This window comes from Ideonella paludis (genome assembly GCF_018069865.1).
GTDB lineage: Bacteria > Pseudomonadota > Gammaproteobacteria > Burkholderiales > Burkholderiaceae_C > Ideonella > Ideonella paludis.
The window spans coordinates 388,812-405,447 of sequence record NZ_JAGQDG010000006.1 but is presented as its reverse complement, the minus strand read 5'-3'; the positions used below and the strand labels follow the sequence as shown (position 1 = coordinate 405,447).

Genomic DNA, 16,636 nt, shown 5'->3' with positions numbered 1-16,636 from the left:
CTCGCCGCAGCTTGCAGGCTCTCGTCAACTCGCGCCACGCCCGCTGTCGCGCCGGCTGCAGTCGCGTTGGCATCGTTGAGCATGCGTGCTTTGACTTTTGAGGGGGTGGACACGGGGGACTCCTTTGCGTCTTGACGGGGATTGCTCAAATAGATGTAAGCAATGGTTGCGAAATTATTCTAGTAACTTCAAGAGCGCTTGGAAGAGTTCTCCTTCTCTATTCCTGTGGGGTGCGGAATATTCACAGTTTCAGAGTGCCAAAATAAACCTCTCAAATAGTTTAGAAGTGGTTATTTTGATATCTTTTTGGATATGAATGTCTCGGGCCGGCCATGCTGGACTGTGCCCGGCATGGCCGGCCTCTCCCTGGTGGAGGCGGCTTTGCTCTAGCGGCTGTGTGAGGCGTTTGCGCCGAGGCAAAATCCCCCAGGATACTGAAACTGTCGGCCCTTCAAGATATTGTTTTTGAGGGGCTTGCCGACGGCGACTTCATTGCACTTTAGAAATGAAAGTTTCTTTGCTCTCGCGGCGATGCTTATTGATGCTTGCAGGCTCTCCGCGGTGGAGATGAATATTTCAAGCTTGAGCCGACAATAAGCCGGCGACACCCCCCTAAAAAAGCAGCCAGGGTCGGCGGGTGCCGAGCCCTGGCAGGGATGCGCGGCGCAAGGCGCTTTGCAAAGGCAACTTGATCAAGGCCTCAAGAGTCGGCATGATACTGTATAAACATACAGTCCCATGAGCACACTGATCGATCCCGTCTTCTGCCGCCCTGCTGGTGTGGCGCCACCATCACCGGCCGTGCGCTTGGCCACCACCGGGCCCTTGCATCCTTTGGTCTGGCGTGCCCGCACGGGCTTGGCGAGTGGGCGCGCGGCCGATGATGTTTGGCCCAGCGGCTGGGCCGCCCTGGATGCCGAACTGCCCGGCGGAGGCTGGCCTGGGCGAGCTTTGACGGAGCTGCTGTTGCCGGCCCCTGGCTTGGGTGAGCTGAGGCTCTTGGCGCCGCTGCTGGCGCGCCTGAGTGCGCAAGGGCGGGCCTTGCTGTGGGTGCAGCCCCCGGCCTTGCTCTCCGCAGCCGGCTTGTTGCAAATGGGCTGCGCACCGGAGCACTGCGTGGTGGTGCGGCCTGAATTGGCGCCACCACGGCGCGCCGTGCGCAAGGGGGCACCGCGCGCGCCTTGGGCGGATCTGTGTTGGGCCTTGGAGCAAGCCTTGCGCAGTGGCCAAGCGGGCGCTGTGCTGGCCTGGCTGCCGGCCCACCTGCCACAAGAGGCCTTGCGCCGCTTGCAACTGGCCGCCCAGGCCCAGGCGGGGCCGGTTTTTTTGTGGCGGCCAGAGTCTGACGCGGCCCAGGCCAGTCCCGCCCCTTTGCGCCTGCGCCTGCAGGCGGCCGGGCCCGATCTGCTGGCCTTGACGGGGGTGAAGCGGCGGGGCCCCCGTTGGACCCAGCCTTTGCTCCTGCCGCTGCCGGCTGTTCTGTCCGCACGGGGCTTGGGCGTGGCCCAAGCTTGGGCCGAGGATGCCGCGGCCGCGCAGATCAACGCCCCCTTGTCCGCCCAGCGCTTGCGTCAGCGTGCGGCAGCGGTGTCGGTGGCGCCGCCGCTTGGCCGCCATGGGCCAGCGGGCGTGGAGACCGACCGCTCTGGCGCTGCAAGCCAACCCGCCGCAGGGTTCGAAGCACCCTAGGGCCTGTTCACAAGCCCTAGGTCGAACTAGGGAGTCCGGCTGCTCTATGGGGTATGCACTTCTATAGTGTGGCGATGCCTGTTGCTCAACATCCTGTACGAGGTCACACCATGACATGGACTCATTCGATGCTTTACCGCGGTATGGCGGGGCTGCTTGTCGGCACCAGCTTGATCACACTCGGCGCTCCCGTCTCAGCCGCTGGCGGGGCGCAGGGCCGGCCCTGGGTGGTGGGCCAGAAGACCGTGCCTTATTTCAATCGCGCCGAGGCCATCAGTGAGGTGGTGTTTGTCGAGACCGGTCGCGACGATGACCGCGATGGCAAGTCAGACCGCATTCGGGTGGAGCTGACGCGCCCCAACACCGCGCCGGGTGCCAAGGTGCCCTTGATCATCCACGCCTCCCCGTACTTTGCGCAGCAGCCCCGGCAAGAATGGGAGACGGACTTCTTCGTGCCCTATGGCTATGCCGTGGCCACGGTGGCATTGCCGGGCACCGACTTTTCAACCGGCTGCGCCGATGTGGGGGGCACGCGCGAGGTGCAAGGGTCTAAGGCGGTCATTGACTGGGCCAATGGCCGTGCGCGCGGCTTCTATGCCGATGGCTCGCCGGCCGATGCCACGCTGTGGGGCACCGGCCAATCCGCCATGATCGGGGTCTCATGGGACGGCACCATTGCCAATGCAGTGGCCTCCACCGGTGTTGAGGGCTTGAAGACCATTGTGCCCGTGGCGGCCATCTCCAGTTGGTACGACTACACCCGCGGCAATGGCATCCCGTTCTTTGCGGACCATGTCACTTTTCTGAATGACTATGTCAGCAACTACTTCAGCCAGACCTGCCGCGACTTGACCCCGGTGCTGCAAACCAGCTCGGATGACCCGACCGGTAACTACAACAAGTGGTGGAGCGTGCGGGACTTCCGCATCAATGCCGCCAAGATCAAGGCCAGTGTGTTTGTCGTGCATGGCCTGAACGACGAGAACGTCAAAACCCGGCAGTTCGGGGAGTGGTGGAGCGAGCTGAGCCGCTTGGGGGTGGAGCGCCGCCTGTTCTTGCATCAGGGCGAGCACATCGAGCCCTTCTACGACTTCGGCTCGACCTACACCACGCCGCTGCTGCAGTGGTTTGACTACTACCTGCAAGGCTTGGATAACGGCGTGCCGCAAGAGCCGCAAGCCATCATCCAGCGCGAGAACAAGACCTGGTCGACCGATGCGGTCTGGCCGCCTGCCGGCATCACCGACCACACCTTGAAGCTGACCTCCCCCTTGGGCCAAGCCGCTGGCCGCTTGAGCGCCAGTGCCGCCGCCCCCAGCGTGGCCGAGCGCTATCTCAGCTTCACGCAGGCGGCGGCCTATTCCCGCGACAGCATCGTCGCCAACCCCACCCAAGCCCGCACAGACCGGCTCGTGTTCTTGAGCAATACCCTGAGCAGCCCGGTGCGCTTGGCAGGCACCGCCACCCTCAGCGTGCGGGTGCAAGTGGACAAGGCGGCGGCTGGTCTTCAAGCCCGTGTGGTGGACTACGGCAAGACCGGGGCGGCCTATGTGGTGTCCCGCACCATTGCCGATCTCGGGCATTTCAAGGGCTGGGACAAAAAGCGTGAGCTGGTGCCGGGCAAGTGGTACACCCTGACCTGGGAGATCAATGCAGACGACCGGATTTTTGAAGCCGGACACAACCTGGGGGTGGTGATCAGCGCCGAAAAGCCCAACCCTTTGATCGCCTATGCGCCGGTGAAGGTGACGCTGGACACCGAAAAGTCCACCATCACCATGCCCTTGTCGGGTGATCTCAGCAGCTTGGCACGCCCGGCCGAGCGCATGCGCGACATTCGCACCACCACCGTCGGCCCGCGTGAGCCCACACGCGATCTGCGCGAGTTTGTGCGCGAGTTTGTGGAGGCCGGTCGCGCCAAGACGCGTTGACCACGCAGGGCTGACGACCTCACAGAATACTGTATAAAAATACAGTATTCTGCGCATCTTCGTATTGAGACTGAGATGCCGTCATCATGCCCACGCGCCCTGCGTTTCCTGCTGCTGCGGCAGCGCTCTGAGCCGGCTTATGCGCTGGATTGGGGTGCATGCACCGGCTTTGTCGCTGGAGGCGTTTGCGGCCACCTTAGGGGCTGCTGCGCCCCTCACGCCCTTGGCCTTGGTGGTCCAGCACCGCATCGTGGCGGCCAATACCGTGGCCGCCCAGGCGGGGGTGCAGCCCGGCATGAAGCGAGCCACCGCCCTGGCGCTGGTGCCGAGCTTGGTGCTGGGGGCGGCGGACGAGGCCCGTGACCGCCAAGCGCTGAATGCCCTGGCGCATGCGCTGCTGGCCTTCAGCCCCTCGGTGTGTTGGCAAGCACCGCACACGGTGCTGGCCGAGGTTCAAGCCAGCCTGCGCTGCTTTGGCGGCGCAGAAGCCTTGTGGCAGCGCATGCAGGCCGCTTTGGCCGTGCTGGGCCACCAGTTGCACTGGGCCGAGGCGCCCACCGCCTTGGCGGCCGCTTGGCTGGCTCAGGCTCAGGCGCAGGCCTTGACGCCGTCGCCCACCCCACCGCGCCTGTGCCAGCCCTTGCCCCATGCCCCGTGGACCCGGCATCTGGATGAGTTGCCCGTCAGCATGCTGGGCCTGCCCGCCCCGCTGGCCGAGCGCTGCGTGGCGCTGGGCCTGCCCGCCCCGCTGGCCGAGCGCTGCGTGGCGCTGGGCCTGAGCCGCTTGGGTGAGTTGCGCGCCCAGCCCCGCGCCGGCCTGGCGCGCCGGCTGGGGCCTGAGTGCTTGACCCTGCTGGCCCGGGCCTATGGCGAGGAGGCGGACCCGCGCGACTGGATCAGCCCGCCGACCCAGTTCGACAGCAGCCTGGAGCTGCCCTTTCGCACCGAGCAGGTCGAGCCCTTGCTGGACGCCGTCGCCGTGCTCTTGCAGCGCTTGGCGGCATGGGCACGGGCGCATCAAGCCCGGGTGCAGCGCTTTGAGTTGCGCCTGCAGCATCAAACGCGCTTGCGGGCCAGCTCACAAGGTGAAGCGGGGGCGCATCGCAGCGTGCTGGGCCTGGCCCTGGCCGAGCCCAGTGCCGATGTCGCCCATTGGCTGGCTGTGCTGCGCGAGCGCCTGGCCCGCGAGCCCCTGGAAGCTCCGGTGCTGGGCCTGGCCTTGCACTGTGCGGAGCCGGTGTTCACCGCCGCCCCCAGCGGTGAGCTGTTCCCGGAGTTGGCCGGGCCAGACACCCAAGGGCTGCTGCGCCTGATCGACCGCTTGCAGGCCCGCTTGGGGGCTGAGGCCGTCCACAGCCTGCGGCTGGTGCACGACCATCGCCCCGAATGCGCCACCCGCACCCACCCCGTGCAGGCCATGCCCACCCATCCGGCCGGCCAATCAGCCCCCACGGCCCCCACGGCGCTGCCGCGCATGACCCGCCCGCTGTGGCTGCTGCCCCAAGCCCAAGCCTTGCCCGAACGCCAGGGCCGCCCGTGGCTGCAAGGCCAACCCTTGCGCCTGCTCGAAGGCCCCGAGCGCATCGAGACCGGCTGGTGGGACGAGCACCTGGCCGTGCGCGACTACTTCATCGCTGGCCTGCCCAACGGCCATCTGTGCTGGGTCTACAAGCCGCGCCTGCCTTCCGCTGAGGCGGCGACGGAAGGCTGGTTTCTACAGGGCTGGTTTGGGTAGCCGCGCCCAAAAGCCTTCTGGCGTCGTTGGCCCGGCTTGCCGTACGGGGTGTACTGTCTGCGCCGGGCCGCCTAGCCAGAAGGCTTTTGTGCGCGGCTTCTATCGGGGATGACATAAAACGAAACACAGCGAAACCGCACCGAAAGGACATGTCAGCCGCCCCCAGGCACAGTGACACCCATCGCAACAACGTTTTCACCCCGAAGGAGTCACCATGAAGACCTGGATCAAACGCACCCTCATCGCCACCGTCAGCGCAGGCGCCCTGATTGCCGGCGTGGCCTACAGCCAAGGCGGCCCGCATCACTTCGGCCGACATGGCCAAATGAGTGAAGCCGACATGGCCCAGATGCGCGAGCGCATGACCGACCGCATCAGCAAAGAGCTGGCCCTGGACGCCACCCAGAAGCAATACCTAGTGGCCCTGGGCACTCAGCTGGAGGCTCAGCGCAAAGCCATGTCGGGCGGCCAGCCCGGCGCCATGCGCGAGCAAATGCAAGCCCTGATCGCGGGCAACCAGTTTGACGTGGCCAAGGCCCAAACCCTGGTCAACGAAAAGACCGAGGCCATCCGCCTGCAAAGCCCGCAAGTCATCAGCGCCGCAGCCACCTTCTTCAACAGCTTGAAGCCCGAGCAGCAGCAAAAGGTGCGCGAGTTCATGAACCGCCGCGGCGGCATGATGGGGCATGGCCCCGAGGGGCGCCCAGGCGAACACCGTGGCCACGGCCCCAAGGACGCGCCTGCACGCTAAGCCTTGCAGAACTCCAGCCGACCCTGATGCACACTCGGAGTCGGCTCTTTCATTGGTAGGACTTCCGCAAAGCAGGCCGGGCGTTGTTGCTTCGGCTTGCCGTACCAGATGTACTGTCGGCGCCTTCGCGCCTCGCCCTGCCAGCCTTGCGTCAGTCCTAAACTCCTGCCATGCACCGCATCCTGCTGATCGACGACGACGAACACTTGGCGCCACCGCTGGCCACCTATTTGAAGCGTTACGACTTTGAATTGAGCCATGCCGACCGCCCCAGCGTGGGCTTGGCGCGTCTTGCCGCCGAGCCCTTTGATGCGGTGATCCTGGATGTGATGCTGCCGGAGATGGACGGCTTTGAGGTGCTGCGCGAGATTCGCCGCCAGCACAGCACGCCGGTGCTGATGTTGACTGCACGCGGCGAGCTGACCGATCGGGTGGTGGGCCTGGAGATGGGGGCCGATGACTACCTGCCCAAGCCCTTTGAGCCGCGTGAGCTGGCGGCCCGCCTGACCACGGTGCTGCGCCGTGTCAAAGTGGCTGCCTCGCCCAGCCCGGCCGAGGCCGAAATGCTGCGCTTCGAGGGCCTCCAGATCGACCTGCCGCGCCGAGAAGTGATCCGCCAGGGCGAAGTCTTGGCGCTGACCGGCACCGAGTACGAGCTGCTGCTGCTGCTGGCCCAGGAGCCGCGCAAGGTGTTCAGCCGCGATGACATCCTCAGCCGCTTGCGTGGCCATGATGCTGACCTCTACACCCGCGCCGTGGACATCCTCGTCTCGCGCCTGCGCAAAAAGCTGGAGCCGCTGGACTGCATCAAGACCCTGCGCAATGCCGGCTATGCTTTTGCGGCGGGGCCGGCCCGATGAGCGCCGCCCCCACGCCCCGCACACCGACCTGGCGCGTGCGCTGGCAGCGCTCGCTGGGCCTGAAGCTGGTGGCGCTGTTCGTGGTGCTGGCCCTGGCCATGAGCGTCACGTTTTCGCTGGGCATGCAGCGTGCCTTTGGTGAGGGCTGGCGCGGTGCCATCCGCCCTCTGGTGCGCGACTACATCGACCGCCTGGCCGACGAGGTGGGCAGCCCGCCCAGCATTGAGCGCGCCCAGGCCCTGACCCAACGCCTGCCCGTGACCCTGCGCATTGAAGGCCCGCTGGTGCAATGGCAGTCGGGGCCGGATTTGGACGACTTACCGCCCCTGCCGCCACCGCCGCTGCTCTTGCCACCCGAGCACCGCCGCCACATGGCCCATGGCCCCGGCCCGGGCGCCGATGCGCCAGACCATCCCAACCACCCGGGCCGCAGAACCTGGATGGTGCGGCAGACAGCCGACGGCCACACCCTGACCTTTGGTGTGGACGTGCGCTCCTTTGTGCGCCAGCCTCAGATGGTGGGCTGGATCACGCTGGCCGTGTTGCTCACCTTGACGGGCTTGGCCTATGCCTTGGTGCGCCGCTTGTTCAAGCCCTTGGACGACATCGCGGCTGGCGCCAGCCGCTATGGCCAGGGCGACTTCAGTCAGCCCATTCCGGTGCGACGGGCCGATGAGCTGGGCGAGTTGGCCCAGCGCGTCAACCACATGGCCACAGACCTCAGCGGCATGCTGGACGCCAAGCGAGCGCTGCTGCTGGCCATCAGCCATGAGCTGCGCTCGCCACTGACGCGGGCCCGCCTGAATGCCGAGCTGGTGGAAGAGGGCGCTGCGCGTGACGCGCTGCTGCGCGACCTGGGCGAGATGCGCGACCTCATCACCGACCTGCTGGAGAGCGAGCGCCTGGCCCGGCGCCACCAGGCCCTGAACCTGGAGCCGATCGACTGGGCCGGGCTGCTGCAGCAGGCGGTGCAAGCCTGTGCCACGCCCGATACAGTGCATGTGAGCCACAGCGGCGAAGCGCCCGCCTGGCAGGGCGACCGCACCCGCTTGGCCTTGCTGCTGCGCAACCTGATCGACAACGCCTTGCGCCACGGTGCCGGCGCCCCCGTGGAAGTGCATGCCGCTTGGTCGGCTCAAGCGCTGACCTTGACGGTGCGCGACCACGGCCCCGGCGTCACGCCCGAGCAACTGGCCCACTTGGCCGAGCCTTTCTATCGCACCGACGCCGCCCGGGGCCGCTCCACCGGTGGCGTGGGCTTGGGCCTGCACCTCTGCCGTTTGGTGGCCGAGGCGCATGGCGGCACGCTGCAGTTTGCGCAGGCGGAGCCCGGCCTCAAGGTCATCGTCACGCTGCCGCTGAGTGGGCCGCAAACCGCTGGTCACGCCAGCGCATGAGCGGGCGCTCGACCAGGGCGCTCAGCGCTGCAGCGGTCGCCAAGCTGGCCAGGGTCACCACGGCAAAGGTCGGCCAAGGCGCCAGCCCCTGCTCGGCCAAGCGTGGAGCCAACAGGTGGCCCACGGCTTTGTGCACCAGATAAAGCGTGTAGGCCCACCCGGCCAGCGTGGTCGCACCCGGCACCTGCCAGCGGTGCAGCGCAGTCGCCGGGTGCAAGGCCAGCACCAGCCAGAGCGCAAAGCTCCAGGCCACCCAGGTGTAGCCCCAGATGGTCATCACCGCGCCATAACCTGGGCCGTCCACAAAGTAGTGTGTCAGCAGCGCCCAGGCCAGCAGGGCGGAGTTGGCCACGGCCAGCGCTGTCAGCTCGCGGCGCTTGCTCATCAGCCAAGCCCAGGCGGCGGGCTGGCTGATCTGCAAGCCCGCCACCGCCACGCCCGCCAGCAGTTCGTCAAAGCGGCACAGGGTGTTGTAGTAAATGGCGGCGTAGTAGGCCATGGGCTTGTCCCCCACCTGCGGCCACCACCACGCCCGCGCCCCCACGCCCAGGGCGATGAAGGCCGCCCCCAAGGCCCAGGCCTTGGCGCCCCGCCAGCCACAGCGGTGAGTTGCCAGCACCACCAGCGGCAGCAGCAGGTAGAACTGCTCTTCAATGCACAGCGACCAGGCGTGTGAAAACGCGGTGCCGGGCTGCAGCCCCAAGTTTTGGGTGAAGGTCAAAAAGCGCCATAAGTCGGGCGGTGTGCGGCCGCCCATCTCGGCGGGCCACACAAAGTAGGCGGCCAGCACCACCCAAAACGCTGGCCAAGTCCGCAGCGCCCGGCGGGCATAGAAGCGGCCCAATGCAAACGGCTGCCCGGTGTGAAGCGGCCCCAAGATCTGTTTGCCGATGAGGTAGCCGCTGAGCACAAAGAACAGGTCCACGCCGATCCAGCCCAGCTCGGCCACAGGCCCCAAGGCCAAGCGGCCGTCGGCGAACAAGGGGTAGTGGTAGAGATAGACCAGCGCAATCGCCAGTGCGCGCAGGGTGTCGAGGCTCGGCAGGCGTGGGGTGCTTGTCGCAGCGGCAGAGGGCATTGAGCGGTGGGCTGATGAGGCGGCCGTCAGGCTTCGTCTCAGCGGCGCAAGATCATCACGTCGAAGAGGTTGTTCTTCAGGTCTGTCCAGAGGTAACGGTCTGAATCAGGGGCTGATTCATCCAGCACCTTGCCCTCAGTGTGCCACGGTCGTGGTGCCTCGGTGCTTGAGGCTGGCGTCAAAATCACCCAGACGGACGTGGACTCATGGTCGTTGCGCGGCTTGCTTTCGAACAACCAAGCCTTTGCATCCAAAGCTCGGGCGGCCGCCGCCAGCACCGGCTGAAGGTCGAGGTACTTGTTGGTGATGTGAAGGGCCAACACCCCGTCTGGCTTCAGATGGGCGCGGTAGAGCATCAAAGCTTCAAGCGTCAGCAAATGCACGGGGATGGCATCGCCGGAGAAAGCGTCCACAGCCAACAGGTCAAACCCTGCAAGCTGCCCCGCAGCCTTTTGCTTTTGCAACTCGATTCGCGCATCGCCCAAGCGCATATCGATGTGGCCGCGTGCATTTCGCAAGTATGTGAACTGGGTTTGCGCGGCGTCTATGCTCTGTGGGTTGATCTCAAAGAAGGTGAAGTGATCGCCCTCGCGTGCATAGCTGGCCATCACGCCCGCCCCCAGGCCAATCACCCCGACGCGGCTGGGTGTGGTCGGCTGTGCGGCCATGAGTTTGCCGATGCCGCTGCTGGCGCCGTAGTAGTCGCCAGCACGCTGCTGCAGAGCCTCGGGCATCATGAACTGCGAGCCATGCCGGATATTGCCATTGACCAGCAAGCGCTGCACTTGGCCATTGCGCAGCGTGCGTTCATTCACCGAGGTGGCGGCATAGAAGTTGCGCACTGCTGAGAGGCGACCTTGGTGGTCCGAGTAAACACTCCAGCCTGCCAGCAGGGCGCTCAAACCGACACTCAGCAACAGCAGACCCAGCAGGCCTTTGGCCACCAGGTTGCGCGTGAGGTAGGGCCAAAGTCCGGCAACGCTGACTAGGCCGAACACCACCAAGAGCAGACGAAACTCAATGAAGCTGTTGAACAGCGCCGGCGCGACGATGCTGGCCAAGGCGCCGCCCAGCGCGCCGCCCGCGCTGATCATCAGGTAGAAGCGTGTGAGATAGCGGGGCTGAGGGCGCGACTGCGCCAACTCGCCATGCAAAAACCAGCAGCACACGAGCAAGCCCAGGGTGTTGACGCTCAAGGTGGTGAGGATGCTCAGGCGTTCGGCCTCCGCAAACACTGTCAGGATCATCAGGGTTGGGGCGAACATCACCGGCACCAGCGCCAGGCGGTGGGCGTACCACTGACTGTTGTCAAAGGTGATTACAAAGGACAGCAGGTACACCCCCAGGGGCAGCACCCAAAACAGAGGGATGCTGGCGATGTTTTGGGTCATGTGCGAGGTGGTGGCCACCAACAGCGCAGAGCCCAAAGCGGCCAAGCCCAGCCAGCGGGCTTGGGTGCGGGCGGTCGGGGCAGCGTCCGGGGCAAGGTTGGTCACGGCAGCAGCCTCAGAGGGCTCGGGGGCGGAGGGGCTTGCAGGTCTTGGGCGGGCATACAGCCACAAGGTGCTACCGCACAGCAGCACGAACACCAGATAGGCGCCGCTCCAGGTTTGCAACTGGGTTTCGACGGGCCATAAACGCTCTACCGTGAAGGGATAGGCGAGCAAGGCGATCAGCGAGGCCAAGTTGGAGATGGCGTAGAGCCGATAGACATTGCGGGTTGGAAAGCGCAGGTGGTGGAGGGCCTGCAGCAGCGGGCCAGTCGACGACAGCAGCAGATAGGGCAGCCCCAGCGTCAGGAGCAGCAAGCTCAAGACGCCGATGCTGGGTGAGGCGCTGCCAGCGATGTCACTGCTGCGATTCAGCACCTGCAGGGGCAGGAACACCAGGGAGGCCAGCAGGAGCCCGATATGAACCCGCACCCGGGCCTGTGCCCCGAGCCAGGCGCTCAGGCGGTCCGCATAGGCATAGCCCAGCAGTAGCGTGGTTTGGAAAAACACCAGGCTGGTGACCCAGACTGCAGAGGTGCCGCCGAAGGTGGGCAACATGGCCTTGGCGGCCATGGGCTGGATCAGGAACAGCAGGAACGCCGAGAGAAACACGGTCGTTCCAAGCAAAACGGTGAGCGCCACAAGGTCCCCAAGACGAAAGAGCCGGGGATGATAGCCAGCGATCGCCTTGACGACGTGGCGCAAGGCTGACCTTACTGTGAAGTGCTGGGCGCCCGGCTCAATTCATTGTTGGCGTCCACCAAGGTGCGCAGCATGCGCATGAACTCTTTGCGCTCTGCCTTGGGCAAGGGCGCCAGGATGCGCTCTTGGGCGCGCTGCATGTCGGGCAGCACGCCGGCCAGTAACTGCTCGCCTTCGTGGGTGAGGGTGAGCAGGCGAACCCGCTTGTCTTCGGGCGAGGCGTTGCGCTGCATCCAGCCGCGGGTTTCCAAGCGGTCCACCACATTGGCCAAGGTGGAGGTGTCTAGGCCAATGCGGGCGGCCAGGCTGCGTTGGTCCAAACCGGGGGTGTTGGCCACAGCCTGCAATGCCGCGAACTGCACCGGCGTGATGCCGTGGTCTTCGGTTTCTTGCAAGAACACAGCCACGGCAATCTGGTGCAAGCGCCGGATGTGGTGGCCGGGAAGAGTGTCCAAGTCGATGGCAGTGGCGGGCATGGCAGCAGGAGGAGGTGGGCGGCGAGGGTCAACCCTCGGCGAGGAGGTGTACCCCCGAGGTCCGGGCTTTGCCCGTCCCGGCCCCCCGAGGGGGCGCAAGAAAACTTGGGGCGGCCCGGCGTTTTCTTGAGCGGAATTATGACTATACTAATCATCAGTGTACTGATTAAATTGGAGTCACGATGACGAACCCTGACATTCGCCCGCCCATTCAGGCCGGCCCGGTGTTGGTCGCCGGTGGCGGCATCGGCGGCCTGGCCGCCGCCCTGGCTTTGACGCGCCAAGGCTTTCAGGTCCTGGTGCTGGAACAGGCGGCGGAGCTGGGCGAAATCGGGGCCGGCATCCAGCTCGGCCCCAACGCCTTCCATGCCTTTGACGCACTGGGCGTGGGCGACTTGGCCCGCAGCCGCGCGGTCTTCACCGACTACATGGTGATGCACGACGCTATCGACGAGTACCAGGTGGGCAAGATTCCCACCGACGAGCGCTTTCGTGAACGCTTTGGCAACCCCTACGCCGTGATCCACCGTGCCGATGTGCATGGCGCGCTCTACGAGGGCGCGCAGGCCACCGGCAAGGTGCACTGCCTGACCAACACCCGCATCGAGCGGGTGGAGCAAGACGAGCAGGGCGTGACCGCCATCGACCAGCACGGCCAGCGGCATCGCGGCGTGGCCCTGATTGGTGCCGACGGGGTGAAGTCGGTGGTCCGCCAGCAGTATGTGAACGACCCGCACCGTGTCACCGGCCATGTGGTGTATCGGGCTGTGGTCGACAAGGCCGACTTTCCCGACGAGTTGAAGTGGAATGCGGCCAGCATCTGGGTCGGCCCCAACTGCCACTTGGTGCATTACCCGCTGCGCGGTGGCGAGCAGTACAACGTGGTCGTGACCTTCCACAGCCGCGAGCAAGAAGAGTGGGGCGTGCGTGACGGCAGCAAGGCCGAGGTGGAGAGCTACTTCCAAGGCATTTGCCCCAAGGCGCGGCAATTGATTGAGCTGCCCAAGAGCTGGCGGCGCTGGGCCACGGCGGACAAAGAGCCGATTGGCCAATGGACTTATGGCCGCGTCACGCTGCTGGGCGATGCCGCCCACCCCACCACGCAATACATGGCCCAGGGCGCCTGCATGGCCTTGGAAGATGCGGTGACCCTGGGGGAGGCCTTGCGCGTACACGGCAACGATTGGCATCAGGCGCTCGACCTCTACCAACGCTCCCGCGTGGCCCGCACGGCCCGCATTGTCTTGTCCGCCCGAGAGATGGGGCGGATTTATCACGCCAAGGGTGTCGAGCGCTTGGTGCGCAACGACCTGTGGCGCGGCCGCAGTGCCGAGCGCTTCTATGACGCGATGGAATGGCTGTACGGCTGGAATGTGGGCAATTGCCTGGCTGCACAGGGAGCACCCGTATGAACGAACTCGGCAAACTCGAAGACCTGCCTCAGAGCTACCGCGATGAGCTCAAGGCGCTGAACTTGGTGCCGCTGTGGCCCAGCCTGCGTGCCGTGCTGCCGCCCAAGGTGCCGACCCGCCAAACCCGGCCGACGCATTGGCCTTATGCCAGCTTGAAGCCCCTGCTGCTGCAGGCTGGCGAGCTGACGCCCATTGAGAAAGCCGAGCGCCGCGTGCTGGTGCTGGCCAACCCGGGTCATGGGCTGGAAAAGATGCAGGCCAGCGCGGCCATCTATCTGGGCATGCAACTGCTGCTGCCTGGAGAGTGGGCACCCAGCCATCGCCACACGCCCAATGCCGTGCGCATGATTGTGGAAGGCGAGGGGGCCTACACCACGGTGGACGGCGAAAAGTGCCCCATGAGCCGTGGCGACCTGATCCTCACCCCCACGGGCCTGTGGCACGAGCACGGCCACGATGGCGATGAGCCGGTGGTGTGGCTCGATGTGCTGGACTTGCCCTTGGTGTACTACATGGAGGCCAGCTATCACGTCAACGGTGAGCGCCAGGCGGTCAAGCCGGGCCGGGGTGACGCCGCCTTCCGCCGCGCGGGCGTGGCGCCCACGCCCGTCTTCACCCGCAGCGAACGGGCTTACCCCATGCTGCGCTACCCCTGGGTGGACACTCGCGCCGCGCTGGAGTCGCTGGCGCAAGACCAGCCGAGCTTGGAGTGCGTGCAAGTCACCTACATCAACCCGGAGACCGGTGAGGATGCTGAGAACATCCTGGGCTTTTATGCCCTGATGCTGCGCCCCGGCCAAACTCTGCGCTTGCCGGCCCGCTCGCCGGCCTGCGTGTTCCACCAAATCGAAGGCCGCACGGACATGGACGTTGAAGGTCACGCCTTCACCCTGGCCGAGGCCGACACCGCTTGTGCGCCGGGCTATACCGCGGTGCGCTTGCGCAACCGCTCCGAGACGGAGGCGGCCTTTCTCTTCATGGCCGATGAATCGCCGCTGCACCGCAAGCTCGGTGTCTATGAAAATCGAGGCTGACCAGGAGACCTCATGAGCCACACCAACTTTTTGTGGGCCCCGCCCGCCACGCCTTCTCTTGCTGTGCACGGCAGCACCCAGCGCCTGCCCGTCCACCGCCTTTTCTTTGTGGGCCGCAACTACCACGCCCACGCCATGGAGATGGTGGGCAAGCCGGTGGACAAGGCCAATGAGCGGGCCTTTTACTTCACCAAGTCACCGCACTCTTTGGTGGAGTCTGGCGCCACCATCGCCTACCCGCCGTCCACCGCCAATTACCACTATGAAATGGAGTTGGTGGTGGTGCTGGGCAAGGGCGGCTTTCAGGTCAAGGCAGCCGATGCCCATGAGCTGATCTACGGCTATGCCTGCGGCCTGGACATGACCCGCCGCGACTTGCAACTCATCGCTCGCGACAAAGGCCGCCCTTGGGACTTGGGCAAAGATGTCGAAGACGGCTCGGTGATCTCACCCGTGGTGCCCATGCCCGGCGTGGTGATCGAGCAGGGCACGATTGCGCTGCAGGTCAACGGCCAGCCCAAGCAGTCGTCCAATGTCAATCTGCTGATCTGGAACATCCGCGAGATCATCGAAGATCTCTCCACCTACTACCACCTGCAGCCCGGCGATGTCATCTACACCGGCACCCCCGAGGGTGTGGGGCCGGTGGTGGCGGGGGACAAGATCACGGGGCAAATGGAAGGCGTGGGGGAGATTGCGCTGACGATTGAGCGGGCAGATTGAGAGAGTGCTTGCGGGGGGAATTACGCGCAAGGGACCTTGGGGGCGTGATTCCGCTCATGTCCTCCGACGGCGGCTGCGCCGCCGTCTCCCCCTTTACTTCGCTGCATCACGCCCCCAAGTTCCCTTGCTGATCGGTATGTTGGTGCCCTGAGAGGGCAACGCTTGAGGGCAATGGAACTGCCGGCCGATTAGCCGCTGGCTTAGGTCCAGTAGTTTTGGCCGACAGGGTGAAGACGCAGTGACACAGGGGTTCCCCAGAGCGAAGTAAAGAAGGAGGCCGAAGGCCGGGTGAGTGAGCCCGGACATAGACAGTTCAGTGAACTGTCTATGCCTGGCGAACGCCTGACGCGGAGCGCCAGGCATGAGCGGCGGGGAATGCCTGTGGCGCGGCGTTCGCGTTAACCGTTGCATGAACCGCCCAAGCAAGTTCATCAGGCCTTGGGACACATGTGCTAGGGCGCCCCACATCGGGGTCAGCATATGCACAAGCACCTGCATCACTCTCAGGCTGAATCACCTCGCTCAGGGGCACAATGCTCACTCCGATGTTTGCCTTTTCTTGAGCCCTCTCATCATGCTGAAGCCGCCCGTCACGCCTCCGGAACTTGTGGACGACACCTTGGCCCGCCAGGGTTATGCGGTGCTGGATGCAGCGGGGGGGGCGGCATTACTGGGGGCGGCGGTAGCTGGTTTGGAAGACTGGCGTGCGTGCTGGGACGACCTGCCGCCTGATGCTTACCTCAAAGATGGGGGGCGCTACCGGCGGCGGCGGCACAGCTGCTTTGTGGTGGATGGCGCCACGGTGCGCCAAGTGCCGCACCGCGCGCATTGGCAGCCGGTGGAGTACAACGCCTTGCACGGCGGCATCGAGCGCCAGTTTGAGCCCATGCACCCGGCCATGGCCCAGCACCCGCTCTGGGCGCGTTGGCTGGCGGCGCTGGGCGCGCGGGTCAGTGCGCTGAAAGGCGCGCAGCCTTGGTATGTCGAGGCGCATGTGTTTCGCATCGACACCACCGATGGCATCGGCCGGCCCACGCCCGAAGGCGCGCACCGCGATGGGGTCGACCTGGTGGCCGTCACCATGGTCGGCCGGCACCAGATCAAGGGCGGTGAGACGCGCGTGTTCGCGGCACAAAGCCATGAAGGCCTGCGCTTCACGTTGAGCGAGCCCTGGAGCACCTTGCTCTTGGACGATGAGCGGGTGATTCATGAGTCCACGCCCATTCAACCCGTGCAGGCGGAGGGCGCTGGACACCGCGACACCTTGGTCTTGACCTTCCGCGCTGGGGGCTTCCAAGGCCCGGTCTGATCCAGGTCAAACGCAGTGCATGAGGGGTGCCGCAGCCTTGCGCCAGCGC

The 16,636-nt window shown here is 65.4% G+C and carries 13 protein-coding genes; 10 read left to right on the top strand and 3 right to left on the bottom strand.

Annotated features, from left to right (window positions below):
• The first annotated feature begins 738 nt into the window (after positions 1–738).
• From imuA to KAK11_RS17045, 6 genes are all read left to right on the top strand, one after another.
• Complete coding sequence (gene imuA / locus KAK11_RS17070; protein WP_210810454.1) at positions 739–1,689, top strand: translesion DNA synthesis-associated protein ImuA; 951 nt, start codon at positions 739–741, stop codon at positions 1,687–1,689.
• 110 nt (positions 1,690–1,799) lie between these two features.
• On the top strand, positions 1,800–3,620 hold the full coding sequence (locus KAK11_RS17065) for a CocE/NonD family hydrolase (RefSeq protein ID WP_210810453.1): 1,821 nt from the start codon (positions 1,800–1,802) through the stop codon (positions 3,618–3,620).
• Between the two features lie 139 nt (positions 3,621–3,759).
• The gene (locus tag KAK11_RS17060) at positions 3,760–5,355 is read left to right on the top strand and encodes a Y-family DNA polymerase (RefSeq protein ID WP_210810452.1); all 1,596 of its coding nucleotides are present in this window, start codon (positions 3,760–3,762) and stop codon (positions 5,353–5,355) included.
• Positions 5,356–5,569: 214 nt separating this feature from the next.
• Complete coding sequence (locus KAK11_RS17055; RefSeq protein WP_210810450.1) at positions 5,570–6,106, top strand: Spy/CpxP family protein refolding chaperone; 537 nt, start codon at positions 5,570–5,572, stop codon at positions 6,104–6,106.
• 170 nt (positions 6,107–6,276) lie between these two features.
• A complete protein-coding gene (locus KAK11_RS17050; RefSeq protein WP_210810449.1) occupies positions 6,277–6,966 on the top strand; it encodes a response regulator transcription factor in 690 nt (229 codons plus the stop codon).
• The gene (locus tag KAK11_RS17045; RefSeq protein ID WP_246499067.1) at positions 6,963–8,363 is read left to right on the top strand and encodes a sensor histidine kinase; all 1,401 of its coding nucleotides are present in this window, start codon (positions 6,963–6,965) and stop codon (positions 8,361–8,363) included. The genes KAK11_RS17050 and KAK11_RS17045 overlap by 4 nt, the downstream gene beginning before the upstream one ends.
• Here KAK11_RS17045 and KAK11_RS17040 read toward each other — a convergent pair.
• From KAK11_RS17040 to KAK11_RS17030, 3 genes are all read right to left on the bottom strand, one after another.
• Positions 8,314–9,441: an acyltransferase family protein gene (locus tag KAK11_RS17040; RefSeq protein WP_210810448.1), complete on the bottom strand. Its 1,128-nt coding sequence runs from the start codon at positions 9,439–9,441 to the stop codon at positions 8,314–8,316. The genes KAK11_RS17045 and KAK11_RS17040 overlap by 50 nt on opposite strands.
• Positions 9,442–9,479: 38 nt before the next feature.
• Complete coding sequence (locus tag KAK11_RS22240; RefSeq protein ID WP_210810447.1) at positions 9,480–11,543, bottom strand: spermidine synthase; 2,064 nt, start codon at positions 11,541–11,543, stop codon at positions 9,480–9,482.
• A 101-nt stretch (positions 11,544–11,644) separates the two neighbouring features.
• Positions 11,645–12,109 (bottom strand): MarR family winged helix-turn-helix transcriptional regulator, encoded by a 465-nt coding sequence (locus KAK11_RS17030; protein WP_210810446.1) that lies wholly within the window; start codon positions 12,107–12,109, stop codon positions 11,645–11,647.
• Positions 12,110–12,291: 182 nt separating this feature from the next.
• On the opposite strand from KAK11_RS17030, the gene KAK11_RS17025 reads away from it, so the two are divergent.
• From KAK11_RS17025 to KAK11_RS17010, 4 genes are all read left to right on the top strand, one after another.
• The gene (locus KAK11_RS17025; protein WP_210810445.1) at positions 12,292–13,521 is read left to right on the top strand and encodes a 3-hydroxybenzoate 6-monooxygenase; all 1,230 of its coding nucleotides are present in this window, start codon (positions 12,292–12,294) and stop codon (positions 13,519–13,521) included.
• A complete protein-coding gene (locus KAK11_RS17020) occupies positions 13,518–14,555 on the top strand; it encodes a cupin domain-containing protein (RefSeq protein ID WP_210810444.1) in 1,038 nt (345 codons plus the stop codon). The genes KAK11_RS17025 and KAK11_RS17020 overlap by 4 nt, the downstream gene beginning before the upstream one ends.
• A 12-nt stretch (positions 14,556–14,567) precedes the next feature.
• Positions 14,568–15,278 carry a fumarylacetoacetate hydrolase family protein gene (locus KAK11_RS17015; protein ID WP_210810442.1) on the top strand — a complete coding sequence of 237 codons (711 nt, stop codon included), beginning with the start codon at positions 14,568–14,570 and terminating at the stop codon, positions 15,276–15,278.
• Between the two features lie 574 nt (positions 15,279–15,852).
• Complete coding sequence (locus KAK11_RS17010) at positions 15,853–16,587, top strand: 2OG-Fe dioxygenase family protein (RefSeq protein WP_210810441.1); 735 nt, start codon at positions 15,853–15,855, stop codon at positions 16,585–16,587.
• Positions 16,588–16,636: the final 49 nt, after the last annotated feature.

What these genes read in the sequence shown, in the direction of transcription:
- imuA (WP_210810454.1), top strand. Translation starts at nt 739, where the DNA reads ATGAGCACACTGATCGATCCCGTCTTCTGCCGCCCTGCTGGTGTGGCG.
- KAK11_RS17065 (WP_210810453.1), top strand. Translation starts at nt 1,800, where the DNA reads ATGACATGGACTCATTCGATGCTTTACCGCGGTATGGCGGGGCTGCTT.
- KAK11_RS17060 (WP_210810452.1), top strand. Translation starts at nt 3,760, where the DNA reads ATGCGCTGGATTGGGGTGCATGCACCGGCTTTGTCGCTGGAGGCGTTT.
- KAK11_RS17055 (WP_210810450.1), top strand. Translation starts at nt 5,570, where the DNA reads ATGAAGACCTGGATCAAACGCACCCTCATCGCCACCGTCAGCGCAGGC.
- KAK11_RS17050 (WP_210810449.1), top strand. Translation starts at nt 6,277, where the DNA reads ATGCACCGCATCCTGCTGATCGACGACGACGAACACTTGGCGCCACCG.
- KAK11_RS17045 (WP_246499067.1), top strand. Translation starts at nt 6,963, where the DNA reads ATGAGCGCCGCCCCCACGCCCCGCACACCGACCTGGCGCGTGCGCTGG.
- KAK11_RS17040 (WP_210810448.1), bottom strand. Translation starts at nt 9,441, where the DNA reads ATGCCCTCTGCCGCTGCGACAAGCACCCCACGCCTGCCGAGCCTCGAC.
- KAK11_RS17030 (WP_210810446.1), bottom strand. Translation starts at nt 12,109, where the DNA reads ATGCCCGCCACTGCCATCGACTTGGACACTCTTCCCGGCCACCACATC.
- KAK11_RS17025 (WP_210810445.1), top strand. Translation starts at nt 12,292, where the DNA reads ATGACGAACCCTGACATTCGCCCGCCCATTCAGGCCGGCCCGGTGTTG.
- KAK11_RS17020 (WP_210810444.1), top strand. Translation starts at nt 13,518, where the DNA reads ATGAACGAACTCGGCAAACTCGAAGACCTGCCTCAGAGCTACCGCGAT.
- KAK11_RS17015 (WP_210810442.1), top strand. Translation starts at nt 14,568, where the DNA reads ATGAGCCACACCAACTTTTTGTGGGCCCCGCCCGCCACGCCTTCTCTT.
- KAK11_RS17010 (WP_210810441.1), top strand. Translation starts at nt 15,853, where the DNA reads ATGCTGAAGCCGCCCGTCACGCCTCCGGAACTTGTGGACGACACCTTG.